This window comes from Pseudomonas sp. BP01, from assembly GCF_022760795.1.
GTDB lineage: Bacteria > Pseudomonadota > Gammaproteobacteria > Pseudomonadales > Pseudomonadaceae > Aquipseudomonas > Aquipseudomonas putida_Q.
Genome location: NZ_JAFBKA010000036.1, coordinates 20781 through 47666 on the forward strand (window position 1 = coordinate 20781; position 26886 = coordinate 47666).

At 61.1% G+C, this 26886-nt stretch carries 28 protein-coding genes and 1 pseudogene; 17 read left to right on the forward strand and 12 right to left on the reverse strand.

Features of this window, described 5'->3' with window-relative positions:
- The first annotated feature begins 106 nt into the window (after window positions 1–106).
- Window positions 107–913, forward strand: a complete 807-nt coding sequence (locus JOY50_RS24380) for a CSS-motif domain-containing protein (protein ID WP_132843273.1) — start codon at window positions 107–109, stop codon at window positions 911–913.
- A 22-nt stretch (window positions 914–935) separates the two neighbouring features.
- Here JOY50_RS24380 and hppD read toward each other — a convergent pair whose 3' ends face one another.
- Complete coding sequence (hppD, locus tag JOY50_RS24385; RefSeq protein WP_132843275.1) at window positions 936–2012, reverse strand: 4-hydroxyphenylpyruvate dioxygenase; 1077 nt, start codon at window positions 2010–2012, stop codon at window positions 936–938.
- A gap of 299 nt (window positions 2013–2311) precedes the next feature.
- Here hppD and JOY50_RS24390 point away from each other — a divergent pair, with 299 nt between their 5' ends.
- Both JOY50_RS24390 and rarD read left to right on the forward strand, forming a co-directional pair.
- Window positions 2312–3898 (forward strand): EAL domain-containing protein, encoded by a 1587-nt coding sequence (locus JOY50_RS24390; protein WP_243055998.1) that lies wholly within the window; start codon window positions 2312–2314, stop codon window positions 3896–3898.
- A gap of 32 nt (window positions 3899–3930) precedes the next feature.
- Complete coding sequence (gene rarD, locus JOY50_RS24395) at window positions 3931–4818, forward strand: EamA family transporter RarD (protein ID WP_132843279.1); 888 nt, start codon at window positions 3931–3933, stop codon at window positions 4816–4818.
- Here rarD and JOY50_RS24400 read toward each other — a convergent pair.
- Window positions 4781–6352: a TerC family protein gene (locus JOY50_RS24400; RefSeq protein ID WP_132843282.1), complete on the reverse strand. Its 1572-nt coding sequence runs from the start codon at window positions 6350–6352 to the stop codon at window positions 4781–4783. The genes rarD and JOY50_RS24400 overlap by 38 nt on opposite strands.
- A 271-nt stretch (window positions 6353–6623) precedes the next feature.
- On the opposite strand from JOY50_RS24400, the gene JOY50_RS24405 reads away from it, so the two are divergent.
- Window positions 6624–7205 carry a LysE family translocator gene (locus JOY50_RS24405; protein WP_138737317.1) on the forward strand — a complete coding sequence of 194 codons (582 nt, stop codon included), beginning with the start codon at window positions 6624–6626 and terminating at the stop codon, window positions 7203–7205.
- Here JOY50_RS24405 and JOY50_RS24410 read toward each other — a convergent pair.
- The 3 genes from JOY50_RS24410 to JOY50_RS24420 all read right to left on the reverse strand — a co-directional run bounded on the left by JOY50_RS24410 (window position 7198) and on the right by JOY50_RS24420 (window position 10375).
- Window positions 7198–7986, reverse strand: a complete 789-nt coding sequence (locus JOY50_RS24410; protein WP_132843287.1) for an AraC family transcriptional regulator — start codon at window positions 7984–7986, stop codon at window positions 7198–7200. The genes JOY50_RS24405 and JOY50_RS24410 overlap by 8 nt on opposite strands.
- Before the next feature lie 42 nt (window positions 7987–8028).
- Entirely contained in the window at window positions 8029–9147 is a 1119-nt protein-coding gene (locus JOY50_RS24415; RefSeq protein WP_132843289.1) for a glycosyltransferase 61 family protein, read from the reverse strand.
- Between the two features lie 73 nt (window positions 9148–9220).
- Window positions 9221–10375, reverse strand: coding sequence for a hypothetical protein (locus tag JOY50_RS24420; RefSeq protein WP_132843292.1), 1155 nt, complete (start codon window positions 10373–10375; stop codon window positions 9221–9223).
- Window positions 10376–10696: 321 nt separating this feature from the next.
- Here JOY50_RS24420 and JOY50_RS24425 point away from each other — a divergent pair, with 321 nt between their 5' ends.
- From JOY50_RS24425 to JOY50_RS24445, 5 genes are all read left to right on the forward strand, one after another.
- Window positions 10697–11650 (forward strand): dermonecrotic toxin domain-containing protein, encoded by a 954-nt coding sequence (locus JOY50_RS24425; RefSeq protein ID WP_238342526.1) that lies wholly within the window; start codon window positions 10697–10699, stop codon window positions 11648–11650.
- On the forward strand, window positions 11625–11972 hold the full coding sequence (locus tag JOY50_RS24430; protein ID WP_243055999.1) for a hypothetical protein: 348 nt from the start codon (window positions 11625–11627) through the stop codon (window positions 11970–11972). The genes JOY50_RS24425 and JOY50_RS24430 overlap by 26 nt, the downstream gene beginning before the upstream one ends.
- Window positions 11973–12119: 147 nt before the next feature.
- A complete protein-coding gene (locus JOY50_RS24435) occupies window positions 12120–13739 on the forward strand; it encodes an NADP-dependent glyceraldehyde-3-phosphate dehydrogenase (RefSeq protein WP_132843297.1) in 1620 nt (539 codons plus the stop codon).
- A 110-nt stretch (window positions 13740–13849) separates the two neighbouring features.
- On the forward strand, window positions 13850–14329 hold the full coding sequence (locus tag JOY50_RS24440; protein ID WP_132843300.1) for a VOC family protein: 480 nt from the start codon (window positions 13850–13852) through the stop codon (window positions 14327–14329).
- Between the two features lie 51 nt (window positions 14330–14380).
- Window positions 14381–15562: a hypothetical protein gene (locus JOY50_RS24445; protein WP_243056000.1), complete on the forward strand. Its 1182-nt coding sequence runs from the start codon at window positions 14381–14383 to the stop codon at window positions 15560–15562.
- A gap of 87 nt (window positions 15563–15649) precedes the next feature.
- Here JOY50_RS24445 and JOY50_RS24450 read toward each other — a convergent pair whose 3' ends face one another.
- Window positions 15650–16009 (reverse strand): hypothetical protein, encoded by a 360-nt coding sequence (locus JOY50_RS24450; protein WP_132843304.1) that lies wholly within the window; start codon window positions 16007–16009, stop codon window positions 15650–15652.
- Between the two features lie 56 nt (window positions 16010–16065).
- Between JOY50_RS24450 and JOY50_RS24455 the strand changes: the two genes are divergently transcribed.
- From JOY50_RS24455 to JOY50_RS24465, 3 genes are all read left to right on the forward strand, one after another.
- Entirely contained in the window at window positions 16066–16554 is a 489-nt protein-coding gene (locus JOY50_RS24455) for a hypothetical protein (protein WP_243056001.1), read from the forward strand.
- 115 nt (window positions 16555–16669) lie between these two features.
- Window positions 16670–16870, forward strand: coding sequence for a hypothetical protein (locus JOY50_RS24460; RefSeq protein WP_132843306.1), 201 nt, complete (start codon window positions 16670–16672; stop codon window positions 16868–16870).
- A gap of 127 nt (window positions 16871–16997) precedes the next feature.
- Complete coding sequence (locus JOY50_RS24465; RefSeq protein WP_132843308.1) at window positions 16998–17219, forward strand: hypothetical protein; 222 nt, start codon at window positions 16998–17000, stop codon at window positions 17217–17219.
- A gap of 36 nt (window positions 17220–17255) precedes the next feature.
- On the opposite strand, the gene JOY50_RS24470 is transcribed toward JOY50_RS24465, so the two are convergent.
- The 4 genes from JOY50_RS24470 to JOY50_RS24485 all read right to left on the reverse strand — a co-directional run bounded on the left by JOY50_RS24470 (window position 17256) and on the right by JOY50_RS24485 (window position 19334).
- Window positions 17256–17564: a hypothetical protein gene (locus tag JOY50_RS24470; RefSeq protein ID WP_132843663.1), complete on the reverse strand. Its 309-nt coding sequence runs from the start codon at window positions 17562–17564 to the stop codon at window positions 17256–17258.
- A gap of 221 nt (window positions 17565–17785) precedes the next feature.
- Window positions 17786–18154 (reverse strand): hypothetical protein, encoded by a 369-nt coding sequence (locus JOY50_RS24475; protein WP_132843310.1) that lies wholly within the window; start codon window positions 18152–18154, stop codon window positions 17786–17788.
- Between the two features lie 426 nt (window positions 18155–18580).
- Window positions 18581–18871: a hypothetical protein gene (locus JOY50_RS24480; protein WP_132843312.1), complete on the reverse strand. Its 291-nt coding sequence runs from the start codon at window positions 18869–18871 to the stop codon at window positions 18581–18583.
- A gap of 163 nt (window positions 18872–19034) precedes the next feature.
- A complete protein-coding gene (locus JOY50_RS24485) occupies window positions 19035–19334 on the reverse strand; it encodes a hypothetical protein (protein ID WP_019471652.1) in 300 nt (99 codons plus the stop codon).
- A 140-nt stretch (window positions 19335–19474) separates the two neighbouring features.
- On the opposite strand from JOY50_RS24485, the pseudogene JOY50_RS24490 reads away from it, so the two are divergent.
- The 3 genes and pseudogenes from JOY50_RS24490 to JOY50_RS24500 all read left to right on the forward strand — a co-directional run.
- Window positions 19475–19839, forward strand: a pseudogene (locus JOY50_RS24490) (site-specific integrase); the annotation flags it as partial.
- 20 nt (window positions 19840–19859) lie between these two features.
- The gene (locus JOY50_RS24495) at window positions 19860–21446 is read left to right on the forward strand and encodes an ABC-F family ATPase (RefSeq protein ID WP_132843315.1); all 1587 of its coding nucleotides are present in this window, start codon (window positions 19860–19862) and stop codon (window positions 21444–21446) included.
- Window positions 21447–21631: 185 nt separating this feature from the next.
- Entirely contained in the window at window positions 21632–22825 is a 1194-nt protein-coding gene (locus JOY50_RS24500) for an MFS transporter (protein WP_132843317.1), read from the forward strand.
- Here the strand turns inward: JOY50_RS24500 and JOY50_RS24505 are convergent.
- Window positions 22787–23833 carry a dienelactone hydrolase gene (locus JOY50_RS24505; protein ID WP_019471580.1) on the reverse strand — a complete coding sequence of 349 codons (1047 nt, stop codon included), beginning with the start codon at window positions 23831–23833 and terminating at the stop codon, window positions 22787–22789. The genes JOY50_RS24500 and JOY50_RS24505 overlap by 39 nt on opposite strands.
- Window positions 23830–23958 (reverse strand): hypothetical protein, encoded by a 129-nt coding sequence (locus JOY50_RS29015; RefSeq protein ID WP_259139791.1) that lies wholly within the window; start codon window positions 23956–23958, stop codon window positions 23830–23832. Before JOY50_RS29015 ends, JOY50_RS24505 begins: the two co-directional genes overlap by 4 nt.
- 75 nt (window positions 23959–24033) lie before the next feature.
- Between JOY50_RS29015 and yghU the strand changes: the two genes are divergently transcribed.
- Window positions 24034–24876 (forward strand): glutathione-dependent disulfide-bond oxidoreductase, encoded by an 843-nt coding sequence (gene yghU, locus JOY50_RS24510; RefSeq protein WP_132843319.1) that lies wholly within the window; start codon window positions 24034–24036, stop codon window positions 24874–24876.
- 178 nt (window positions 24877–25054) lie between these two features.
- Window positions 25055–26758 carry an amidase gene (locus tag JOY50_RS24515; RefSeq protein WP_132843321.1) on the forward strand — a complete coding sequence of 568 codons (1704 nt, stop codon included), beginning with the start codon at window positions 25055–25057 and terminating at the stop codon, window positions 26756–26758.
- The last annotated feature ends 128 nt before the right edge of the window (window positions 26759–26886 follow it).

The following is a 26886-nucleotide window of genomic DNA, read 5'->3' on the forward strand; positions in this document are numbered from 1 at the left end:
CTCTCGCGCAGACTGCTCGCGGCCTACAGCCGGCCGGTCAATGAACGCTTAGGCTCGGGGCTCAGCTGTACCCCATGAACAGCTTAGGCCGGAGAGCGATTGCCCTATGTTGAAAATCATGCACGCCGGGCGCCGCCTGCGGGAGCTGCTGCTGCTTATCTCGGTTGGCCTGGTGCCTGTGGTTACCGGTTTGCTGGTAATGATCGTCCAGCTTGAAATGAAGCTGGCGGAAAACGCGACCCTCTCGGTGCAGGAAGCGGTATTTAGCGTTGACCAGGCATTGGACCGGTTGCATGAGGCTGCCCTGCGTGCCCTACCGCTTGCCGGCCAGCCATGCGACAGCGTGAAAAGCGGTTTGCAGGACCAGGTGGTGAGCCGCTCCATGCTCAGGTCGCTGACCCTGGTCGATAGCGACAAGGCCTACTGCAGCAGTACGTCAGATTCTCTGGAACACTTGTCGGCCTTTGCCTTGTCCGGACGGCAGGTCGAATTGTCCTACGGGCAATCCGACAACCGCCGCAAGCTACTGGTCAACTATTACTTGCAGGGCAAGAACGGTGGCGTGATCGTGACCGCCTACGCCATACAACTACGCAGTGAACTGGACGGTTTCCAGGATCGGCTGATACTGCTCCTGGAGTTCGACGACCGCTATATCTGGAGCCAAGGCGACAGCCGTGACGCACAGCGCCCCTCCCAGTCCGAGTTTTCCGCAAGCGCAGTGTCTTCCCGGTACGGATACAGGGTAAAGGGCGGTTATGCCGAGGGCTTCACCGCACAGGAAATCCGCCAGTCGATGCTGCAGATCGTTCCCTCGTTGATGCTCGTAGGGATCGTGACCGGCTCGATGGTATACCTGGGCTTGTACAGGGCACGCACCTACAGGCGTGGGGCGGCCGCCGAGCATGCATGATGGCGGCGCCCCTGCAGCAGATTCAGTCGGTGCTCAACACGCCGCGGCGCACCTGGTCGCGCTCGATGGATTCGAACAACGCCTTGAAGTTGCCTTCGCCAAAGCCATCATCCCCTTTGCGCTGAATGAACTCGAAGAACACAGGGCCGAGCAGGGTTTCCGAGAAAATTTGCAACAGCAGGCGCTTGTCTTCGGGCTGCGAGGCACCATCGAGGAGGATGCCGCGTGCTTGCAACTGGTCGACCGGCTCGCCATGCCCAGGCAGCCGCTCTTCGAGCATTTCGTAGTAGGTTTGCGGCGGCGCAGTCATGAAGCGCATGCCCAAGCCCTTCAGGGCGTCCCAGGTCTTGAGCAGGTCGTCGGTCAAGAAGGCCACGTGCTGGATACCTTCGCCGTTGAACTGCATCAGAAACTCTTCGATCTGCCCGGCACCCTTGGACGATTCTTCGTTTAGCGGTATACGGATCATGCCATCGGGCGCGGTCATGGCCTTGGACGTCAGGCCGGTGTATTCACCCTTGATATCGAAGTAGCGGATTTCGCGGAAGTTGAACAGCTTCTCGTAGAAGCCAGCCCAGTAGGCCATGCGCCCGCGGTACACGTTGTGGGTGAGGTGGTCGATGATTTTCAGGCCGGCGCCCACCGGATTACGGTCCACCCCTTCAATGAAGTTGAAGTCGATGTCGTAGATCGAGCTGCCTTCCTCGAAGCGGTCGATCAAGTACAGCGGCGCACCACCGATGCCTTTGATTGCAGGCAAGCGCAGCTCCATCGGGCCGGTTTCGATTTCCACCGGCTGGGCGCCCAGCTCCAGGGCCCGCGCATAGGCCTCATGGGCATTGCGCACGCGGAACGCCATGCCGCATACCGACGGACCGTGTTCGGCGGCGAAGTACGAGGCGATACTCTTGGGTTCGTTGTTCAGAATCAGGTTGATGCCACCTTGGCGGTAAAGGTGCACATCCTTGGAACGGTGGCTAGCCACCTTGGTGAAGCCCAGTATCTGGAATACCGGCTCAAGTACGCCAGGAGAAGGCGAAGCCAGTTCGATGAATTCGAAGCCCATCAGGCCCATTGGATTGTCGAAGATATCAGCCATGTTCGTGTCCTCATCTGCAGCGAAATATTATTGATTGCGTAGGATGTGGGACAGAAACGGCGGGGCGCACGGGATACCTCGCACGCTGCGGGCGAGGAAGTCACCTATGATCAGCTTGAACCCATGGTATGTCATATGGACCCATTCTCGGCGGGCTTGATCCCTCGGAATTGAAGGACCTTATTGTTGTATTCGTAAATGGATTCTACATTGCGTAAAATCGTTTGTCGCGTTTTAGTTGGCCGCATGTTCCGACAAGCGGCTATCCTCTCGTTACCCTCCCCACAGATCATTCCAGCATGCCCCTTACCGCTAAACGCCGCGCCAGCCTTGGCTGGCGCAACCTGCTGCCCTGGGTCGTCGGCGTGCTGCCGGTATTGTGCGGCCTGGGCATCATGAACTGGCAGGTCGAGCGCGAGATGCAGGCCAACAGCCAGGCAACCACCCGCCAAGCGGTAGAGCACATCGAGCGCATCCTCGACAACCTGTCTGGTGCCGCCAATGCACTACTGCCCCTGACTGCCAGCCCTTGCGACCAGGCCCAGCTTGCACTGCGTGCCCAGGTCACCCGCAATGCCTTCGTGCGCTCCACCAACCTGTTCAGGCACAACAATCTATTTTGCACCTCGCTGTTCGGCGAGTTCGACGAACCGGTCAACGCCAGCGACTATACCGACGGCAAGCTGTGGCTGATGGACGGCAACTCGGTCACCCCGGGGCATCCGCTATTGGTGTACCGTGCCAGCGACGGCGACCACGGCGCAATCACCACGGTGGATGGCGACCACCTGCTGACCGCATTGCGCCTGATCGGCCCCGATGAAGACCTGCACATACGCGTGGGCAACGCCTGGATGGGCAAGGACGGCGCGGTACACAAAGGCGTGCCGCCTGCCGCAGCCAGCGCCAACGTGCTAATGGGCTCGACGCGTTACCCGTTCAGCGTGCAGGGCGGCTACAGCGCCGACAAACAAGGCCAGCTGCTGCGCAGCCACTACCCTGCCCTGCTCAGCCTGCTGCTGGTGCTGGGCGGCGTGGCAGCGCTGGTTTGTCGCTGGCAGATTCGCCGCGCCTCCTCGCCCCGGGCCGAGCTGGATCGAGCCCTGCAGGCCGACGAATTCCTGCCGTACTTCCAGCCCGTGGTGCGCAAGGGCGATTTCCGCTGGGCCGGTGCCGAAGTGCTGATGCGCTGGAACCACCCACGGGAAGGCCTGGTTCGCCCTGACCTGTTCATTCCCTATGCCGAGCACAGCGGGCAGATCGTCGCAATGACCCGTGCGCTGATCATGCACACTGCCCAGAGCCTGGCGCCCTATGCCGGGCTGCTGGAGGACGGCTTCCACATTGGGGTCAACATTACCGCTGACCACTGCCGCGACTTGCGCCTGCTGGACGACTGTCGCACCTTCCTGCAGCACTTCCCGCCCGGCCGGGTGGTGCTTACCCTGGAGCTGACCGAGCGCAAGCTGATCGAGCCCACCCCGGTAACCCTGGAGCTGTTCGAGAAACTGCATGCCATGGGGGTGATGATTGCACTCGACGATTTCGGCACCGGGCAGTCCAGCCTCAATTACCTGCGCCAGTTCAAGGTCGACTACCTGAAAATCGACCAGAGCTTCGTCGCCATGATCGGCGGGGATGCGCTGTCAGTCCACATCCTCGAAACCATTATCGAGCTGTCAGCCAAACTTGGCCTCGGCATCGTTGCCGAGGGTGTCGAAACCGAAACCCAGCGCGACTACCTGGCGCGCCATGACGTGGACTTTCAGCAAGGCTACCTGTTCGCCAGGCCCATGCCGGCGGCGCAGTTCCTTGAGGCGCTGGCCACACATCAGGGCGCGTCACGGTTGCCGCAAGGCGCGCCCCCTGAGATCATGCGCGGCTGATCCAACCGCTCAACTCCCTATTCGAGGCACTCGTGTCAAAAGGCATTGTTTCATCGGTCATGGCGTCCTGTCTGTTCGCTGTGATGTACTTCTATACCTCGCTGCTCACACCACTCGATGGCGAAGAGATCTTTGGCTGGCGCACCCTGTTGACGCTGCCCTGCCTCACCTTGTTCATGCTTGTCTCGAAGGACTGGAAACGGGTTGGCGAGCTGCTGGCCCGGGTAAAGCGCACGCCGGTGCTGTTGCTGGGTATGGTCGGTACTTCGTGGCTGATGGGCGTGCAGCTGTGGCTGTTCCTCTGGGCGCCCCTGCACGGGCGCAGCCTGGAAGTGTCGATGGGCTACTTTCTGCTGCCGCTGGCCATGGTCCTGACCGGGCGGCTGGTGTATGGAGAGCGCCTTTCGCGCCTGCAGAAGGTCGCCGTGGCCTGCGCCGCGCTGGGCGTAGGCCACGAGCTGTACCAAAATGGCAGTTTTGCCTGGGAAACCCTGCTGGTGACGATCGGCTACCCGATCTACTTCGTACTGCGTCGACGTTGCCGCACTGACCACCTGGGTGGCCTGTGGTGCGACATGTGCCTGCTGCTGCCATGGGCGCTGTACTTCGTTATCCAGGGCCCGCTTTCGGCTGGCGACCTGCAGGCTCACCCAGGCCTTTATGCCTTGATCCCCGTCCTTGGCGCCATCAGCGCCTCAGCCCTGATCGCCTACGTACTGGCCAGTCGCTTGCTGCCATTCAGTCTGTTCGGCCTGCTCAGCTACGTCGAGCCGGTGCTGCTGGTGGGGGTGGCGCTGCTGCTGGGCGAGACCATCGGCCCGGATCAGTGGCTGACTTACCTGCCAATCTGGGCCGCGGTGCTGGTACTGGTCCTCGAAGGCGTCAAGCACCTGCTGCGTCAGCGTCGCCGTTCGGTATAAGCCGAACCTGGCGCACCCGGCGCTCTTCGACCGCCTCCACGGTCAGCGTCCAGCCATTCCAGGCCAGGCGGTCACCCACCATCGGCAGGCGGTCGAGCAGGCTCATCACCAGGCCTGCCAGGGTCTGGTAATCGTCGGTGGCACGGGCACTGAAGCCAGTACGTGCCTGCACCTGGCTCAGGTTCAGTGCACCGCTCACCACAAAGCCTTCACCCTCCTGGACGATACCGGGGCCTTCAACCTCGCTCGCGTCCGGCAGTTCACCGGCAATCGACTCAAGGATGTCAGTCATGGTCAGCAGGCCGGTGAAATCACCGAACTCGTTGACCACGAAGGCGATGTGGGTCGACTGCCCCCGCATCTGCTCCAGGGCGTTGAGGATGCTGAAGCTCTCCAGCAGGTTCAACGGTGCCCGTGCCATGCTTTCCAGGTCCGGCTGGCCACCCGACAACAACTCCTTGAGCAGCTCTTTTTTGTGCACGAAGCCCAGTGGTTCGTCGACGCGACCATCACGTATCAACGGCAGGCGCGAGTACGGCGAGTTGGCCAGGGCCTGCGTAATGGCTTCGGCCGGCTGCGCCAGGTCGATCACATCGACTTCGGCACGTGCGGTCATCACCGTACGGATCGGCCGCTCGGCGAGGTTAAGTACGCCACTGATCATTACCCGCTCACGGCGGTCGAACAGCACCTGTTCCTCGCCACCTGCGACCAGGTCAGCGATTTCTTCGCCCACCTCGTCAACCTCGACCCGGCGGCCGCCCAGCATGCGCAGCACGGCATGTGCGGTGCGCTCACGCAACGGCCTGTGCTGCTGCAAGCTGCGCTTGCGACGGGCACGCGCCAGCTGGTTGAACAGCTCGATCAGGATCGAGAAGCCGATCGCTGCGTACAGGTAGCCTTTCGGGATATGGAAGCCCAGGCCCTCAGCGGTGAGGCTGAAGCCGATCATCATCAAAAAGCCCAGGCACAGCATGATCACCGTGGGATGGGCGTTGACGAAGCGGGTCAGCGGCTTGCTGGCAACGATCATGATACCGATCGAGAAAATCACCGCGATCATCATCACCGACAGCTCTTCGACCATGCCCACCGCCGTGATCACCGCATCCAGCGAGAACACAGCGTCCAGCACCACGATCTGCGCCACGATAGGCCAGAATGCGGCATGGCGCAGCGTGCCACTTGCCTGGGTCACGTGCCCCTCGAGGCGTTCATGCAGCTCCATGGTGGCCTTGAACAGCAGGAAAACACCGCCGAACAGCATGATCAGGTCACGGCCCGAGAAGCTCTTGTCGAACACCTCGAACAGTGGCGCAGTCAGGGTGACCATCCACGAAATACTGGCCAGCAGGCCCAGACGCATGATCAACGCCAGGCTCAAGCCGATCACCCGTGCGCGGTCGCGCTGATGCGGTGGCAGCTTGTCTGCCAGGATGGCGATAAACACCAGGTTGTCGATACCCAGCACCAGTTCGAGGACGATAAGCGTCAACAGGCCCAGCCAGGCCGTGGGGTCGGCTAGCCATTCCATTAGCGAGTACTCACGAGGGAAGCGTCACGAGGACAAAGGGGGGACGGCCTGAAAGGCCAGAGACTGGGGGGCTCCGCGAAGGTGCTCATATAGACCCTGATAGCAAATTGGGAGAATGATCCTACAAGCTCAGCAGGTTTCTCTGATAGCGCAAAACTATTACAAAACCTTTAACCAGTTTAGGTCTGAATTTTTGTGGGTACTTTTCTTCAATACCCTGGGCAGCCGACAACTGAAAATCATGGCTCCTTCCAACCACCGGATCTTTCTCATGAGCCTGTCCCTGTCCATGGCCGCCTTCGCACTGGCGGCGTCAATCTCCCCCGGCCCGGTCAACATCATCGCCCTGAGCAGCGGCGCCAGCCATGGCTTACGCGCCAGCCTGGCACATGTGGCGGGCGCTACGCTGGGCTTCTGTGTGTTGCTGATGCTGGTCGGGCTGGGCCTGCACCAGCTGCTGCTGCGCTGGCCGCTGCTGGGCCTGCTGCTGCACTGGGGTGGGGTTGCGTTTCTGCTGTACATGGCGTGGAAGCTTGCCCGCGACGATGGCCGGCTGACTGACGCGCACGCAACACCCGCCCCATCGGCCTGGCAAGGCGCGGCGATGCAATGGCTGAACCCCAAGGCCTGGCTGGCGGCAGTGGCCGGGGTCGGCGCTTATACCGGCGGTGAACAGCACTTGCTGTGGTTGTTCACCTGGATCTACGGCCCGATCTGTTTCCTTTCGGTGGCCAGTTGGGCATGGGCCGGCAGCGTGATTCGCCAGCACCTGAGCACCCCAAGACACCTGCGCCTGCTCAATCGAGGGTTGGCGGTGTTGCTGCTGGGCAGTGCTGTCTACCTGGTTATCTGACTCCAGCGGCACTACGGTAATGCCCCGGCGTCGCAGCCAGATGCTTTTTGAAAGCCCGCTGCAGGTGCGCCTGGTCGGCAAACCCGGCCTCCTGCGCAACCTCGGCAATCGCCCGCCCCTGACGCAACTGCGCCCTGGCCAGCTGAACACGCTGGTCAAGCAGGTAGCCATGCGGTGTCAGCCCATAATGTTGGCGAAAGGCACGAATCAGGTAGGCGCGCGACAGGCCGCACGCGGTGCAGATGTCTTCCAGGCTCAGCGGATCGCTGCGATGAGCACGTATGAACGCAGCCGCCGCGGCCAGCCGCGGGTTGCCTTCGTCCCTCGCACGGGCGTTGGCCCCGAGAAAGTCCGGCATTGTGCCGAAAAAGCCTGCCAGGCGGCCTTCCCGATCAGGGACGCCCGCATCGAACAGGTCGGCAAACGCCTGCAACAACCGTTGGTACAACGCAGGCGAAGCACTCCAGGTCTGTGTCGGCAACTCAAAGCCTTGCGCCTGTAACCAAGGCAGGTCGACAAAGAGCATCAGGTAAGACCAGGGCTCACCGTCGATTGGGTTGCAGGTATGCACAACGCCCGGGTTCATCAGCACCGTGGTACCGGCCCCTACCTGAGTGCGGAGGTCACCGTTCAAGTAGGTGCTTCGCCCACCGGTGATCACACCGATTGAAAAGCTCTCATGGGAGTGCGCGGCGTAGCACACCTGCCGCCCATCCCCTACCCGCCGGGCTTCGACAAAAGGCAAGGCAGGGTCACGCCAGAACCGCGAAACCTCGATCATTGCCTTGCCTATTCGCTGCTGACATGTACCGATACTACACGTTTACCGTGGAAGCAGGTCCAACGTGCGCTCCACCTCACCGATCTCGATCCGGAAACCATCGCCCTCCGGTATCCCGACTACAAACGCAAAATGCTGGTGGTCGCGATCGGTCAGGTATTTGTAGTAGCTCACAAACCGGTCAGGCGGCTGCAAGGTCAGCAGGCTACCGCCGGGCTGAAGCACGTTTACCCCATGCACCAATTGGCTACCCTCCACGCCAATGACCACTTTTGCTCCGGCGCAGGCTGCCACAATACTCGGCACATCGGACTTGAGCGGGTTGACCACACGGAAACCGCGAGTGACACGCAGGTGCTCGGCGAGCTCCAGCTCATTGCGCAACAGGCGCAGGTCGCCGTCACCGCCACGTAGCAGGAATACTCCAGGGTGTGGGGCATGCGCCACGTGCGACAGCAGTCTGTCGCCCATGGCCTGGTAGCGGGCATGCCGGCTGCGGTTGTTGCCGTGGTCGTCGAACAGCACCAGCTCACGGAAAAACGCACTGCGCAGCCGCAGCGGCTTCATGCCCAGCCAGTCTTCATAGGCCGGCGCCTGGGTGAACAGCGGGTACCTGGCCGATGGCGCAGTGGTCACTGGTATACCCTCGTTACAGGCCAGCGCATAGGTTGGGCAATCCTCCATCAGCCAGGTGCCGAACCACGAATTGCCGTTTTGCGTGCAGTAAATGGCGGCGCGGTCTATTTCGTTGTCCACGATGATTGTCGGGAAGGTATTGGGCTTTTGCGCCAGCCAGTGGCTGGCCTTGCCCTTGTACAACGCGCCATCGACCAGCCATACATTCTTGATCAGGTAGCCGCGGGTTGGCCCTTGCAGCGTGCTGATGCCGCCCTCCATGGTGCGAGCAGGATGCACGTAGGGGTAAAAACGCTTGCCCTCCCAACCCGTTACCCGCTCCAACTGGCCTGGCAGAAAGATGGCCGCCGGCGACACCGTGGTTTCACCCGGAGCAATGTCCCAGCTTTTGGTGGCGATGCTCTTGAGGTCGATGGCCGTGTTCTTGCCCAGCCGCTTGCGCGCCATGTAACGATAGGCAGCCAAGGTCCAGGTGTGCTGCTTGGCTGCGAACGATGCACTGAACTGCGAGATGTCGCTTCCCATGAAGCGTCCTCCCCTGATGACGAAGTCTAAACCCTGGCGTAAAGCGCCAGATCAATGCATCCCTGGCAGCCACTCAGTTGCACGTGACTCTCTGCATGGTGGGCGGTGACTGCAAGCTGGCGTAACGGCTGCGCAGGGTTTCCACGAAGGGCTCACCCGCACCGTTGCCACCATAGAGATAAATCTTGTGCAGGCCCCCAAACACCATTTCGTGGTAACGGCTGGCAACCTCCTCATCGCTCGGGCCATCCGGCAACCCCAGGTGCAGCGTGAGTTTGTCGCCCTCCACCGCGAACATCGGCGTATCCCAGAGGAACTTCGCCGTACCGGTCTTGGGCAAGCGGACAAACAGATAGGCATGGTTGCCCAACGAGTCGATGTCCCCCCCACGACGGCGCTTCCATTTCAGCAGGCCGTCGTCCGGGCGCGCGAGGCACAGGCCGATGTCGTAATAATCGAAACCCTGCTCCAGTGCCCATTCAAGCGCCATGAAGGTGGTGATGGAATTCACCTCACGCAACCTCTTGGCATCACTGAACACCGCCTGGCAGTAGCCGAAACGCAACGTGCTCCAGTACCGCTTGCCGCCACGTACCACTTCACACCCCAGGTGGCAGCCGATCACTTCATCACCCAACGTGATCAGGTCGAGACGGCCGACACTTTTGGCAATGCGGAATACTTCTTCCGTGGGGAACTGCGCAGCATGGATACCCTGCCTGGCGGTGGCATACGGGCGCAGCAGCTCACGGTCTGCCATGGCGATCTCGTCGTTCGCGAGGGCCTGGCGCATCTGGTATAGCGGGCGGTTCTTGCGGATGCTGCGCCGCAGTTCGCTGTCGTAGCGCGCCGTAATGTCCTCCAGCGAACGGCCCAACGGCACTACAGCGCTCAGGTAATGCGGCACTGACAGCGCCCCCGATGAGGGCATTTCGCTGATGACCACTACATGATGGGCGGCCGCCGTGGCACTGGCACTGTCTACGATCGAAGCGCTGCCCTGGCCCTTGCCGCCGATCAGCAGCTTGGCCATTTCCCGCTGTTGCTTGCGGCCGATGTAGAGAATTTCGTAAGGGCTTTCCTGCTGTAGCCGAAACCTGGCTACTTCCCAACGCCAGAAACAGGCACGCGCCGCCATTTCTCGGGCTTTGCTGGCCAGCAGCCGCATTTCGTAACGCAGGGAGGGTGACAGGAGCTTTCGCGCCACAGCCGTCAAGGTCTCTTTCATTTCTTCTTCGACGTCCTTTGAAGTGCTCTATGGTCAATCTGAAAAAGAGAAAAATCAGCAAAAACACTTAACGCTTTGATTTATATAGTTAGCCCTAAAACTTTCCTATCACATTCAGTAACAATTTAAGATACCTGCAAACGCTTTGGCAAGCGGCTTCTAGCTGACTGTAGATCAAGTTTCATGGCGTCAAATATCCTGCGTGAAAGGCCACTCCCACTAGAAGTTTTCTATAAGCATGCCACCCAAAAGGTATTTGATTACCGCTTGGCTATTGATAATTAGCGTCTGATGCCCTCTTCGCATATCAGGAGCATCGGCATGCCTGCGAACAATCCTCATCGATTCCTGCTTGAGGCCCAGCTGCCACACTGGGCCCGCCGGGCAACGCCCAAGCAGTGGGCGGCGTTGCAGCAAAGCCAGGCCAGCCCTTGGCATGAGCAGGACTGGTTTGCCAACGCCGCCCCTGACTTGCGCCAGGCGGTATGCGCCAGCCAGGCACGCCTGGTACGCTCACAAGCAGCCTTGGCCCGCTCACTCAGGGGCCTCAAACAGATCACCGAGTTCGCCGAGCCTTTACTGCAAAATTTTCTGGCCGAACGAGGCTTTAACGCTCCCGTGCAAGACTCACGGCTGCTGCGTGTTGAACGCACTTGGCACTGGAACGGCCTGCGCTATCTCTACAGCCATCGTAGCGACAACCTGTTACAGGCTGCGCTGCAGAATTTCGCCGATGACGAGGCATTTACCTCTCAAAGTGCCATTGCCCTGAGCAGCAACATTCAAGTCACCCATATTCAAGTACAAGGCTCCGCAGTCATCGGCATGCAAGCACCTGTGGCGCACTTTCCACTCACCTCGGAGCGCTTCCAGGTCGAGCCGCTCCCCCTCGCACCCGCCACGTTCGCCACACACTGCCGTGAGTTGGACCTGGGTGGCGCCTACCAAGCCCACCTGGAGCAGCACTTTGCTCAGCCGACTGTCCGTGAGCAAGCCATCACGGTGCAAAAAGCCCGTTTGCGCCTGGCGTCCGACCTGGCCTACCTGCGCCACCACATCAACGGCAACACACACGATCAAGTGCAACAATTGCTGCAAGGCGGCAACGTGGATTGCTGGCAGCTTGCACTGTTCGGCATCAACCTGCAGGAAGCCATGCTGATCGATGCGGGCCGTGCGGGATTGGCCCTGTACTTGCCAGGGCATGATCCAGCCCTGCGTCAATGCAATGACCTTGAAGCGGTGCACGATGCACTGGCAACCCCTAAGCCTTGAAAGCAAGTGGCTGGGCCCAGCTGCACTGGCACAAATCGAGGCCTATAACACCGCCCACGGTGTCGATCTGTTGGTATGCGAACTTGACTACCAGGGGTTCTTCGACAATGCAGGCCCCGCAGAAGCCGCATTGTGGCAACGCTTGCCACTGCAGTTTCGCCGTGACCTTCGGCCATTGCTCGACCGCGAACCCTTCCTGTCACACCCGAACCAAGCCCGCCGGGAATTCTGGCGAAGGCTGTCAATGATCGACGCGGACCCTGTCCTGCGCCAGGCGTGGCTCACGCACCCGCCATCCAACCTTTTCAATCTGCCGCTTTGATCATGTCCGCGGTGCCTGCCGGCCCATCGGTAGGCACTGGCGGCCAGTTTGAGCCAGACTGGTGTTTTTCCGGCGGCCGGTGCATGCTCGCAGCTGAAGCGATTCACCCGGCTTGAAACCAGCCCCGCAATGTGAGGTGCAGTACCTATGGACTGTCTGCTCGATTCACTCTTCCCCAGTGCCGAGAACATCCCGGAAACCTGGCGCCTGGGAGCCCCACTGGAACAACGCGACTACCTGGTGAACGGCGAGCTCAGGCGCTGGGACGGCCCTTTGGCCACGGTGCGCAGCCCGGTATGGCTGAAGGAAGGCGCTGAAGAACGCCAGGTGGTACTGGGCAGTGCCCCGCTGCTCGATGCCGAAACCGCGCTTACCGCACTCGACGCCGCCGTACACGCCTACGACAAGGGCCGCGGCGCCTGGCCGAACATGCGTGTGGCCGAACGCATCCAGCATGTCGAAACCTTCCTGGCACGCATGCGCGAGCAGCGCCAGGCCGTGGTCAAGTTGCTGATGTGGGAGATCGGCAAGAACCTCAAGGATTCGGAGAGAGAATTTGACCGCACCTGCGACTACATCGTCGACACCATCAACGCCCTCAAGGACCTCGACCGCCGCTCCAGCCGCTTCGAGCTGGAACAAGGCACCCTCGGCCAGATCCGCCGCGCGCCACTGGGCGTGGCATTGTGCATGGGGCCCTACAATTATCCGCTGAACGAAACCTTCACCACGCTGATCCCGGCGCTGATCATGGGCAACACCGTGGTGTTCAAGCCGGCCAAGTTCGGTGTGCTACTGATTCGCCCGTTGCTCGAAGCCTTCCGTGACAGTTTCCCACCGGGGGTGATCAACGTGATCTATGGCCGCGGCCGGGAAACGGTGAGCGCGCTGATGGCCAGCGGCAAGGTCGATGTATTCGCCTTCATCGGCACCCACAAGGCCGCCAGCGACTTGAAAAAGCTGCACCCGCGCCCGCATCGCCTGCGCGCCGCGCTGGGCCTGGATGCCAAGAACCCAGGCATCGTGCTGCCGCAGGTCGACCTCGACAATGCTGTCGATGAGGCGGTTACCGGCGCGCTGTCGTTCAACGGCCAGCGCTGCACGGCGCTGAAGATCCTGTTCGTCCACGAGGACGTGATCGACGCCTTCCTCGACAAGTTCCAGCACAAACTGGCCGCCCTCAAGCCCGGCATGCCCTGGGAGCCGGGCGTCGCCTTGACGCCGTTGCCGGAGCCCGGCAAGGTCGACTACCTCGACGGCCTGGTCGCCGATGCCACAGCCAAGGGCGCCCGCGTGCTCAACGAGGGTGGCGGGGAAAGCCGCGGGTCGTTCTTCTACCCGGCCTTGCTGTACCCGGTGAACCACGACATGCGCGTGTACCACGAGGAGCAGTTCGGCCCCCTGGTACCGGTAGTGCCCTACCGCGACCTGCAGACCGTCATCGACTACGTGCTGGACTCCGATTACGGTCAGCAGCTGAGCCTGTTCGGCAATGATCCGGCGACCATCGGCAGCCTGGTCGACATCTTCGCCAACCAGGTCGGGCGCATCAACATCAACGCACAATGCCAACGCGGGCCCGACACCTATCCGTTCAACGGCCGCAAGAACAGCGCCGAAGGCACCCTGTCGGTGCATGACGCCTTGCGCGTGTTCTCCATCCGCACCCTGGTCGCCACCCGCTTCCAGGAGGCCAACAAGGAACTGATCAGCGAAATCATCCGCAACCGCCAGTCGAGCTTCCTGACCACCGACTACATCTTCTGACGGCCGCGCTTATAGAAAATCGATCTAGCGCCATTGTCGATTTTCCATAGGCGCAAACGACTCTATGCAACAGGGCGCCCTTCGGCGCCCACTGCAAAGGAGAGTCGAACATGGCAGTCAAACCCATCCCCGAAGGCCAGCACAGCATTACCCCCTACCTGGCCATCAACGACGCCGCCAAGGCCATCGAGTTCTACAAGAAAGCCTTTGGTGCGGTCGAGATGTTCCGCCTCGATGCCCCTGGTGGCCGTGTGGGCCATGCCGAACTGAAGATCGGTGATTCTTCGCTGATGCTGGGCGACCCCTGCGACATGGAAGGTGGCCTTACCGCCAGCCAGAAGCTCAGCGGCGCAGGCGTGGGCCTGCACCTGTATGTCGAGGATTGCGACAAGGTCTACGCCCAGGCCCTGGCAGCTGGTGGCACGCAGTTGCACCCCTTGACCGACCAGTTCTACGGCGACCGCAGCGGCACCCTGAAAGACCCGTTCGGCAATATCTGGTTCGTCTCTACCCACAAGGAGGACCTGAGCCCTGACGAAATTCGTGCCCGCGCCGCGAAGATGTTTGGCGATAACCCAGCGGCAAGTTGAAAGCCGCGCGACTTTGCTTGAAGCTTGAGGCTCGTGGCCTGGAGCTGCTTCATGCGAATCATCGACAAAACCGCTGCGCAGGTGCGCAGCCTGACCGCCGCCGAAGAGGATCTGCTGGTCGGCTTTGCCACCGGCAGCCTCGTCGGCCCACGCCTGCTGCAGGCCAACCAGCTACTGATGAAGGTGCGCAACGCCAACCAGTGGCTGGCCTGCGACTGCCGCAACGACGCCTTGCCGGTGCTCAATGTCACCCTTAACGGCAGCACCGGCACCTTGTTCCTCAAGAACAAACCAGGCACCGCCGAGCACGCGCCTGGCTGCCCGTTCACCAAGGACGAGCGGGAGGCCATCGAGCGCGAAGACGACCCTGCGTCACCCGCCGCCTGGCTACCGCCCGACACGCCATTGCGCCTGATTGGTGACTTTCGGGCCGGTACCGCCGGTGCCACCAGTGATGGTAACGACCGGCGCGAACAGCAGCGTCTGCTGTCGCTGTTGCTGACCTGGATCGAAACCAGTGGCCTCAATCTCTACGCCACCCACCTGAAAAAGGACCTGACCACGCAGTTTGCCGAATTGCGCAGCGTGGCCAGTCGCCACCCGCTGCTGGAGCGGGTACCTGCCAGCAACTACCTGGAAACCCGGCTGGACATGAAGCACATGATGATGCTCAAGTCCCGCCTGCGTGAGGCCACCGTGTTCGGCAACCATCGCCGCCATGGGCTGATGCTGGACTGCGTTGACCAAATCAAAGGGCGCAAGCTGTTCAACAACCGCAGCGAAGACGGCTTCGACTTCCAGGGGCACCACCTGTACTGGGGCGGTAGCCGCACCACCGGGCCGTTGCTGGCGCTGATGATCTACTCGCCGACCAGCGCCGGTAGCCATTTCTATGAGCTGATCCATGTGGCCAGCGTGCCGGTGCTATCGCGCGCGCATCTGTTCCCGGTGTACCGCGATGAAGAACGCGAGCCGCTCAAGGCCCTGGTCTCGCTGATCGACTGGATGGCCAGCAAGGGCGTCAAGGTGCAGATGCGCCGGCCGGTGATCGGCGGCCAGGTGATGGATGAACTGGTGATGACCTCGGACCAGGACCGGGTATTGTCAGTGTCGTTACTGGAACAGCCCATCGGGCCAGAGCCGGACGCCGAAAACTTCAAGCGCTACGCCGACTTCAAAAGCCTGGAAACTTTCCGCAAGTTCGTTGCCGGTTTTTTCATGCGTGAGCGCTAGACACCGGACAGTACGTGCTCCGCTGCAGGAGCGGCCTTTGCGTCGCGACTGGGGCGCAACGCGGCCCCAAGACCGCAGGCTTTTGACTCAGTCCAGGCATTCCCTGGCAGCCTGGCGCAATTTGTCCCCAGACAGGAAGCTGCCCTTGTAGAAGGTCGCGCGGCTGCCATCGCGAGAGTCAACCACGTCCAGCACATCGTCACTTGCCACTGCACTGGATGCCGTCAGCCGGTAGCCGTGGGCTATCGACTTCTGGGTAGCCTGGGGGGCCAAAACCTGCCACTTAGGCAACACACAGGCGGCGTACGCCTGCGGCGTTTTTTGGGTCAGCTTGCTGGCAGTGGGTTTGCCAGGCGTTGCGCACCCGGCAAGACCGGCAACTAACGCAGACGCGATGAAGATACGAAAAGTAGACATTTGCAATTGGCCGTCAGGAATACGCTGCATTCTAACGAGGGGAGCCTCGGGTTTCTAATCAACCAAGGTCTTGCTGCTGAATTTTCGTGCACCTGCCACAGCAACAACGCGCCCGTGACAACACAACCACATCACGGCTTGTTTACGGGAGCCCGGAACGGCAATTAATTGTTTGCACTCAGGGAACGAATTCATTCTACCCCGCTTCTGATCAACATCAGGCCACGGCATCACCGGCCGGCTTTGCTCAGGAGAACCCTATGCTCTGGTGGCTGGAAATACTCGCTCAATATGCAACTTCCACCGGCCTGGCCGTGCTTTGTATTTTCGTGTTCTGGGCGTATGGCCTGGCATTCGGCAGGGCCTACATGAAGCTCCTCTCGGGCCTGCTGGCCGCCATGCTGCTAATGATCGCCGCATGCCCGCACGGTGTGGACTTTGCACTGGGCAAACACTTGGCGCATGGAGATACCAGCGCGCTGCTGCTGTTTATCGCAGATGCAACAGGCGTAATCACAGCGGTGGTGGTGGCCTCGTTTTTCTTCAGCCCCGGGCGGTTGCAGGACGAAGCCTGAGCGGGACCCATGGAGAGCACCTGATATTTCTGCCAGTAGCATTGGCGGCTGAACGTTGAGAAAGTGAAACTGCCAATGTGGCATCACACCGCGACCCAGCAAGGAAATACACACCATGCAAAAGCACGCCAACACCACGCGCTTCTTCTATCAGAATGGCAAACTCGCCACTGTCAAAACCAATGAACAGGGCCGTAGCATCTTCCGCTCCTCGGATGTGCCACTTGCCGAGCAACAATCAGACGGCACCCACCTCAGCGGATTGCTGGTGACCGACGACAAGGGTTCGGTACTACAGGTGCAGGAAAAAAGCTGAGGCCCTCGGGCCGCATCGGTGCCATCGCAAGGATCGCCGCCTTTCACATATCTGTTGCGCTGCACCCTGCCCTGAGGCGATGCTCATGGCACCGTTGACGCAATAGACAAGGAAGGCCTTCAGCACCATGGAAACGCTTCACAACATCAAGTCAGATCTGGTCAGAACAGCCGATCATCTGGAAAAGCTCAGCCAGGCCATGAGTGGCCACGCCAGGTTCATGGAGGCAAGAGCCACTTTGCAGAGTGCGATCGACGTGACGGCGCACATCAGGTCCATCAATGTGGTTGCGGACGAGTTGCGCTCTGTCGCCGCGAAAATCGACGACGACATTGACGGTGCTTGCTGATAAGCGAATCGGCACGTCAGGTGCCCGGCCAGCTCTTCAGCTGAACTTAAGCTTCACTACTTTGCTAAGCGCCCAACCACTGAAGACGTAGAACGCGTCCAGGTAGAAGCGCCCCGCATAGTTGGGCAGTGGCGAGTGATTCAACAGCACATCCGGGTCAGGCGACGGTGGAAACAGGGCATAAAAGCCGCTAGGCAGCACCGCCAGGGCCAGCAATAACAGGTAAGTCGAGGCTTGCACAAGGGTGCGCCGACTGCCGAAGCTGGCCGACCATTTCAGCCCGTAGAACGCAACCAGACCGGCAACGGGCAACACCCAGAAATGCGTCGGGATCCCAATGAACATTTCGGCGACAACGCTTCTTGCTTCCACCCACTGTTCTCCATCCAAATGCGTGAATTATCACGGGCAAGGCAGGCGAATGCAAAAAAAGCGCTGCTCAAGCCAGTTCTTGAAATTTGCCGGTGGACCTGCATACAGCGCGTTGGGCGGATATCATGCTGACGTTCCCAAACACAAAAAACCCGCTTTCGATGGCGGGCTTTTAGTGTAGGGAGGTCAGTGCATCATGTTTTTGAACACATCAACGCGGCATCCAGCAACCGGCCATGGTCGTACCAGGCATCGCGTTGATAGGCCGTGAACTGGTGCTGGCCGGCTGTGCTGCGCAACTCCACAAGGCCCTCTGCCTTGCTGGGGTCGGTGCTTTCGATGAACAGTCTGACAGAGTTATCGCCATCGACCTCGTAGGTTTTCACATGCCCTGGCAGTTCGCCCTTCACGCATCCCAGATACGTGGGTGCGCTTTTCGCGGTGGTGCCAGAGGTATAGTCATGGCCGTCACGCACGTCAGGGGTTTGTGCGCAACCTGCCGTGAACAATGTGGCGAAGGCGGACACGAGTAAGGCGCCTGCTAACGATATTGAGCTCTTCACGCGACACGCTCCTGCTGCCCCATCTAAACGTAGGAAAGTGTTGCCAGTAGCACGCCATTTTTTAGTTTTCGTGAGCCCATGTTACTGCTCAATAACAACCGTGCCCTATGTTTGTTTGCTATATGGGTCAAGGCTGCATTCAGGGCGCAGTGAAAGTTCTCTTCTGATGAGCATAAGCAACCGCAATTGGCCCCAACTCCGAGTATTCCCAAGCCCACTATCGGGTCAGGCAATGGCGTTCAAAAACACCAAGGTTGCCACCAGGTCCAGGACCAGCACAGCAGTCACAACGAAAACCATGTAATAACGGTCATCCTGAGTCATTTCGGCGCTCTCCGCGGGTCAATGTCTCAGGGTCACAGCAATTACCGTTCCATCACCGAAGCCCCTCCAATGGCTGCCGCTACGCTCATGCATGGCGGCCCTCTACGACACCTTGACCTGGCACACCCCGTTGGCTTTGTTCTTGCCGGTGTACGAGACATTGGGCGAACCGTCGGGGTTGATCGACAGTGACACAGTCACCCCGCTGCCCTTGGCTTCAAAGTAGTTATCGTTGAACTTCTTCAGCTTGCCTTCTTTGCCATTGATGTAGATCGGCCCGCCCTTGTCGGCATGCACCTCGATATTTCCGGGGCACGTTGCGTTCACCAGCGGAATACCGGCGTGGGCAGCGCCCGAAGCTACCAGCAAAGCAGTTAGCAATAGTCGTTTCATCTCACGCTCCTCGAGTGGTTTGACAGCCAGCATAGCCTTCGGCGGCTACTGAACCGGGTCTATAGCCTAATGCCAGTCAGATAAGCAATTTGGGGCTGCAAAGCAGCCCAATAATACTGTAACAACCTTAACTGACTGGCATTACCCTATAGCCCCTCTTACTCTATTTCGAAGCGGCGAAAAGGTCGGCGGCAGGAGCGCCTTCGGCAGCGATGTGGCGCGCCCGAGCCACTCCCCAGGCAAGCGCCCTAGTCATCGACTCGCCTGGCCGAGAGTTGAATGCCTCCTCAAATAACGCCATCCCTGACCGAGCATAAACCCCGAGGAACATCTGCGCTCCACCCGTTCGGGACAGCCTCACCCGCACATCGATGCGGGTGCCGTCACTCAGTGTTTCTTCATGACTTTGGTGGTGCAGTGTCGGGTCAGCCCAAGCCCAGTACACATGGCCCCTCATTCGCATAAGCTCTCCTTCACCGCCAGTGGGTGATTGGTGCAAGCAGGATGGGCAGACCCTTCATTTGTAATTAGGCCTATCCAACTAGCTTGACCACCAGGCGCGAGCAAAAGCTCCATTTTTTTACCCCTCGCCCTCGACCCACTGCCGCGACATGGCGGCAAAGGCGAAGCCAGGCAAGGGGGGCGGTGACCAAAACACCACTCCTGTTCCGTGCTTCGACGAACGTCGGGTGCGTGAAACAGGCCTGCGGTTCCCCTGAACAGCGGGTGCCTGTGCCGAATGAATTGGGGATCAGGCGTCGCCCCCCATACAACTGCCGTCACACCTATGCGACAATACGCTCAATGTCCGGCCTCAACCCCGCATTTATCGCCCAACAGCTCGGGCATAGCGTGCAGATGCTCTTATCGACTTATGCGCGCTGGATTAACTCGTCCAACGACTGGCGGAGCCGGAAAAGCTCCAGATTGGTCCGAAATTGGTCCGCAGCTGCGAAGAAGCCACGTAAGTTATTGATAGGTAAGCTCCTTGATCTCCACCGCTAACATCACCATGCAGTTCGGCTCCAAGCCGCTGTTCGAAAACGTTTCCGTAAAATTCAACAACGGCAACCGCTACGGCCTGATCGGCGCCAACGGTTGCGGCAAGTCGACCTTCATGAAGATCCTTGGCGGTGACCTGGAGCCGTCCGGCGGCCAGGTCATGCTCGAGCCGAACACGCGCCTGGGCAAGCTGCGCCAGGACCAGTTCGCCTATGAAGAATTCACCGTGATCGACACCGTGATCATGGGCCACGGCCAGCTGTGGAAGGTCAAGGCCGAGCGCGACCGTATCTACTCGCTGCCAGAAATGACCGAGGAAGACGGCATGGCCGTCGCCGAACTGGAAACCGAATTCGCCGAAATGGACGGCTACACTGCCGAATCCCGCGCCGGCGAACTGCTGCTGGGCCTGGGTATCCCCCTGGAGCAACACTTCGGCCCGATGAGCGAAGTGGCCCCAGGCTGGAAGCTGCGTGTGCTGTTGGCCCAGGCACTGTTCTCGGACCCGGACGTGCTGCTGCTCGACGAACCGACCAACCACCTGGATATCAACACCATCCGCTGGCTGGAAACGATCCTCACGGCGCGTAACAGCACCATGATCATCATTTCCCACGACCGCCACTTCCTCAACAGCGTCTGCACCCACATGGCCGACCTGGACTACGGCGAGCTGCGCCTGTTCCCGGGCAACTATGATGAGTACATGACTGCGGCCACCCAGTCGCGTGAGCAGTTGCTGTCGGACAACGCCAAGAAAAAGGCGCAGATCGCCGAACTGCAGACGTTCGTCAGCCGCTTCTCGGCCAACGCCTCCAAGGCCAAGCAGGCGACTTCGCGTGCCAAGCAGATCGACAAGATCCAGCTGGCCGAAGTGAAACCTTCCAGCCGCGTCAGCCCGTTCATTCGCTTCGAGCAGACCAAGAAACTGCACCGTCAGGCGGTGGTGGTGGAGAAGATGGCAAAGGCCTTCGACGACAAGGTGCTGTTCAAAAACTTCGACATTACCGTCGAAGCGGGTGAGCGCGTTGCAATCATCGGCCCCAACGGTATTGGCAAGACTACCCTGCTGCGCACGCTGGTCGGCGAAATGACCCCGGACGCAGGTTCGGTGAAATGGACTGACAGCGCGGAAGTGGGCTACTACGCCCAGGACCACGCTCACGACTTTGAAGACGACCTGAGCCTGTTCGACTGGATGGGCCAGTGGACCTCCGGCGAGCAAGTGATTCGCGGCACCCTGGGGCGCATGCTGTTCTCCAACGACGAGATCCTGAAGTCGGTGAAGGTGATTTCCGGTGGTGAGCAAGGCCGGATGCTGTTCGGCAAGCTGATCCTGCAAAAGCCGAACGTGCTGGTGATGGACGAGCCAACCAACCACTTGGACATGGAATCGATCGAGGCGCTGAACCTGGCGCTGGAAAACTATCCGGGCACCTTGTTGTTCGTCAGCCACGACCGTGAGTTCGTGTCGTCGTTGGCCACGCGCATCATCGAGCTGTCGGCCGATGGCGTGGTGGACTTCAGCGGCACCTACGACGATTACCTGCGCAGCCAAGGCGTACTGGTCTGATTGATGGGTGAGGCCTGGCCATTGTGTATGGCTGGGCCCGCCTCTTCGCGGGCTTGCCCGCGAAGATCCCACCGCCAGCCCCACAGCTGACACAACCCGACGAATAATTCGTTAGCCTGCTTTCATTTCCTTCATGTAACAGCCATCATGGGACCACGCCCAACCGCCCGCCCGCGAAAGAGCCTATGACCGCGCAACAACCTGCCCCCGCCAGCCATACGCTGCAAATCACCCTGCAGATCCTGTCGATCGTTTTCTACACCTTCATTGCCTTCCTCTGCATCGGCCTGCCGATTGCGGTGTTGCCAAGCTACGTGCACGACCAGTTGGGCTTTGGTGCGGTGATCGCCGGGGTGACCATCGGCTTGCAGTATCTGGCCACCCTGCTGAGCCGCCCGTTTGCCGGGCGCGTTGCAGATACCCTCGGGGGCAAGCAAGCCATCCGCTTCGGCCTGATGGGGATTGCCGGCTGCGGGGTATTGACCCTGTTATCGGCCTGGACCCTGACGCTGCCGCTGCTGAGCCTGGCGTTGTTGCTTGGGGGCCGGTTGCTGCTCGGCATCGCCCAGGGGCTGATCGGTGTGGCCACCTTGAGTTGGGGCATCAGCCAGGTCGGCCCCGAACACACCGCCAGGGTGATCTCATGGAACGGCATCGCCTCCTACGGCGCCATCGCCATTGGCGCACCACTGGGCGTAGTGGCCGTGGATGAGCTGGACTTCAGCGTGCTGGGCCCTGCTTTGCTGGTGCTGGCAACCCTTGCCCTGCTGGTGTTGCGCAAGCGTGCCGACGTGGTGGTGGTGCGTGGCGAGCGCCTGCCGTTCTGGTCGGCGTTTGTCCGGGTCGCGCCGTGTGGTCTTGGGCTGACCCTGGCCTCGATCGGCTACGGCACGCTGACCACCTTCGTCACCTTGTACTACCTGGAGCGCGGTTGGCTAGGCGCAGCCTGGTGCCTGAGTGCGTTTGGTGTGTGCTTCATCCTTTCGCGTCTGCTGTTCGTCAACGCGGTCAACCGCTTTGGTGGCTACAACGTGGCGGTCGCCTGCATGGCCACTGAAGTGCTCGGCCTGAGCTTGCTGTGGCTGGCGCCTTCGCCGGCCTGGGCATTGGTCGGCGCAGGGCTTACCGGTTTCGGGCTGTCGCTGGTGTACCCGGCGCTGGGCGTGGAGGCCATCAAGCAGGTCCCCAGCAACAGCCGCGGTGCGGGGCTGGGAGCCTATGCGGTGTTCTTCGATATGGCCCTGGCTATCGCCGGGCCAGTAATGGGCGCAGTAGCCGTGCACCTGGGGTACGCCTCGATCTTCTGCGTGGCGGCCCTGCTCGCCCTGGCCGGGGTGGGGCTAACGCTGTTGCTGTCCCGGCGCGCTCGCAGCGGCTGACCGCTCGGCCAGTTGCGGCGCGCCCAGTGCCTGCCTGAAGAACGCTGCCGTTTCACGTTCCAGCGAATGATGGATATGGCGGCGATCCACGCCCTCCGCGTCTTTGCACAATGCCGGCATCCGCGCGTACTGGTCGGCGTCGCAGTGGGCCATGAACACAAAGTGGCCGGCACCGGCCAACAGGCGGTAATCGGGTGTCACCGGCAGCTTGCGGGCCAGGGCCTCGGCATTGCGGTCCACCGCCACCAGTTGGTCGCTATCACCGCTGTAGATCAGGGCTGGCACTTGAACCCCGGCCAAGGCATGGCGCCCGAACAGCAGGCTCAGCGGCGCCATCAACATCACCGCCCCTACCCGCTGATCGGCCTGCGCCGCCAGTTCGCTGCGGTCGGCAATCAATATACCGTGGGTCTTGCAGGCGTCTGCGTCGTTCGGGCGCTCCAGGCAATACTGGCGCAGGCGGTCCAAATCCGGGCGTGCGCCGGAAAGGATCAATGCGGTTTCGCCACCCGCCGAATAACCGATCACGCCCACCCTGCCTTCGTCCAGGTAAGGCCCGACCAATGCATCATCGCGGGCTGCGGTGATCGCGGCACTGACTTGCAGCGGCCGGCCATACAGATTGCTCAGAGTACCCAGCCGACTGTGGTCGCGGGCGTTGTCCCCCGGGTGCACTACCGCCACCACCACGAACCCTCGCCGCGCCAACGAGGTGGCCAGGTAATGCAGCGCCAGCGGGCTGCCGGTATTGCCGTGGGACAACACCAGTAATGGGTACCGGCCCCTGGCGACGGGCGCCTCTTCTGCCACGTCGACTGGGTAGCCGTCTATACGGCTGCTACGGGTTTTACCAGTAGCCGGGTAGAACGCCAGCGCTTGCATCGGCCGGCTATCGACGGGGTCGGCCAAGGTCATGTGGTGCAGGCCGGCAACCCACGGCGCAGCTTCGGCATGGGCCAGCAGGCCGCCGAGCAGGACCATCGCCAACAAGCAGCGGGGAACAGTCATCGGCCGGCGGTACCTTGCAGGGCGAAGAGAAAGCCCAGCATAGAGCCGGCCTGGCCTGCGCCGGATGAAAACTGGATGAAACCATCGTTATGCACGTTGCGCCCGCACTCTCTGCATTTGCGCATGGCGTCGAACCCGTGGCATAGATACAGGTCAACGTCATTACGTGACCGTTTCGCGCCAATGAAGGAGATTCATGCATGAGCAAGCCCGCCTACGTGCCACCCAAGGTGTGGCGCAACGAAGCAGCGTCCGGCGGCCAGTTCGCCAGCATCAACCGCCCGGTTGCCGGCCCGACGCACGACAAGGACCTGCCGCTGGGCAAGCACCCGCTGCAGCTGTATTCCTTGGCCACACCCAATGGCGTCAAGGTCACCATTGCCCTTGAAGAGCTGCTTGCCCTGGGCCATACCGCCGCTGAGTACGATGCCTGGCTGATCCGCATTGGCGAGGGCGAACAGTTTTCCAGCGGTTTTGTCCAGGTCAACCCCAACTCGAAGATCCCTGCCCTGCTCGATCGCAGCGTCGAACCGCCTGTGCGGGTATTCGAATCGGGGTCGATCCTGCTGTACCTTGCGGACAAGTTCGGCGCACTGCTGCCAAAATCACCAGCAGCACGCACCGAGAGCCTGAATTGGCTGTTCTGGCAAATGGGCGCAGCCCCTTACCTGGGTGGTGGCTTTGGTCACTTCTACGTGTACGCCCCGGAAAAATTCGAGTACGCCATCAACCGCTTCACCATGGAGGCCAAGCGCCAACTGGATGTGCTCGACCGCCGGCTGGCCGAGAGCCGTTACCTGGGCGGGGATGAGTACAGCATTGCCGATATCGCCGTGTGGCCGTGGTATGGCCAGTTGGTGCGCGGCAACCTGTATGACGCGGCGCAGTTCCTGGCAGTGGACGAATACTCCAACGTGCAGCGCTGGGCAGAGGAAATTGCCCAGCGCCCTGCAGTGCAGCGTGGCACCAGGGTCAACCGTACCTGGGGAGATGAAGACAGCCAGGTGCCGGAGCGCCATTCAGCCACAGACCTGGCCGATTAGCGCGGACCGTGTGGGAGTGCCCTTTCGCGACACAAGGCCGCTCCCACAAGGGGCGCCTGGTGCCTGACAATGCCCCCCTGCATAAAACCATTTGCCCCCGCGCAAACCTGCGTCCGTCAAGCCCTTCTTGTACACTCCTCGCACTAGCCCCCACCTGCACAATTTTTTTGGTGAACGCATGATCGAGGTAACCGAGGTTTCCATTGCCGAGCTGCGCGACGCGCTCGAGTCGGGCCGCACGACGGCGGTCGAGCTGGTCAAGGCCTACCTGGCGCGCATCGACGCCTACGATGGCGCCGACACCGCCACCGCCCTGAACGCGGTAGTGGTACGCAACCCCGAGGCGCTCAAAGAAGCCGAGGCCTCCGACGCCCGCCGCGCCCAAGGCCAAGTCCTGAGCCCGCTGGATGGCATCCCCTACACCGCCAAGGACAGCTATCTGGTCAAAGGCCTGACCGCCGCTTCCGGCAGCCCTGCCTTCAAGGACCTGGTCGCCCAACGCGACGCTTTCACCATCGAGCGCCTGCGCGCCGCGGGTGCTGTTTGCCTGGGCAAGACCAACATGCCGCCCATGGCCAACGGTGGCATGCAGCGCGGCGTGTATGGCCGCGCCGAAAGCCCGTACAACGCCAACTTCCTGACTGCGCCCTTCGCCTCGGGGTCATCCAACGGTGCCGGCACCGCCACCGCCGCCAGCTTCAGTGCCTTCGGCCTGGCCGAGGAAACCTGGTCCAGCGGCCGTGGGCCGGCGTCCAACAATGGCTTGTGCGCCTACACCCCATCGCGCGGCGTGATTTCGGTACGTGGCAACTGGCCGCTGACCCCGACCATGGACGTGGTTGTCCCTTACGCCCGCACCATGGCCGACCTGCTGGAAATCCTCGATGTGGTGGTGGCCGATGACGCTGACAAGCGCGGTGACCTGTGGCGCCTGCAGCCCTGGGTACCGATCCCGGCGGCATCGACTGTGCGCCCTGTCTCTTACCGGGACCTGGCAGTGGATGCCAGCGCACTCAAGGGCAAGCGCTTTGGCGTACCACGCATGTATATAAATGCCGATGCCGAAGCAGGCACCTCCGAAAAACCAGGCATCGGTGGCCCGACCGGCCAACGCATCAACACCCGCGCTACTGTGATCGACTTGTGGCAACAGGCACGCCGGGCCCTGGAAGCGGCCGGTGCCGAAGTGCTGGAAGTGGACTTTCCGCTGGTGTCCAACTGCGAAGGCGACCGCCCGGGCGCACCGACCGTTTACAACCGCGGCATCGTCAGCAAAGAGTTCCTCCATGACGAGCTGTGGGAGCTGTCGGGCTGGGCCTTTGACGACTTCCTGCGTGCCAATGGCGACCCAAAGCTTAACCGCCTGGCCGATGTCGATGGCCCACAAATCTTCCCCCACGACCCGGGCACCCTGCCCAACCGTGAGGACGACCTGGCCGCCGGCATGGACGAGTACGTCAACATGGCCAAGCGCGGCCTGAAGACCTGGGATCAGATCGAGACCGTGCCTGACGGCCTGCGCGGCCTGGAGCACACCCGCAAGCTGGACCTGGAAGACTGGATGGACAACCTGGGCCTGGACGCGGTGCTGTTCCCGACAGTGGCCGACGTGGGCCCGGCCGATGCCGACGTCAACCCGGCATCGGCAGACATCGCCTGGAGCAACGGTATCTGGGTGGCCAACGGCAACCTGGCGATCCGTCACCTGGGTGTGCCGACCGTCACCGTGCCAATGGGCGTGATGGCCGACATCGGCATGCCGGTGGGGCTGACCTTTGCCGGGCGGGCTTACAGTGATAATGCATTGTTGAGCTTTGGTGCAGCCTTCGAGGCGACTGGCTCACGCCGGATGATTCCGCCGCGCACCCCGGCTCTGGGCTGACTTTTACAAGGGCCGCTTTGCGGCCCATCGCCCGCAAGCCAGCTCCTACAGGAAACTGCAAATCTCAAGGGTTGTGCACTATCTGTGGGAGCTGGCTTGCCGGCGATGGGCCGGTACAACCACCACAG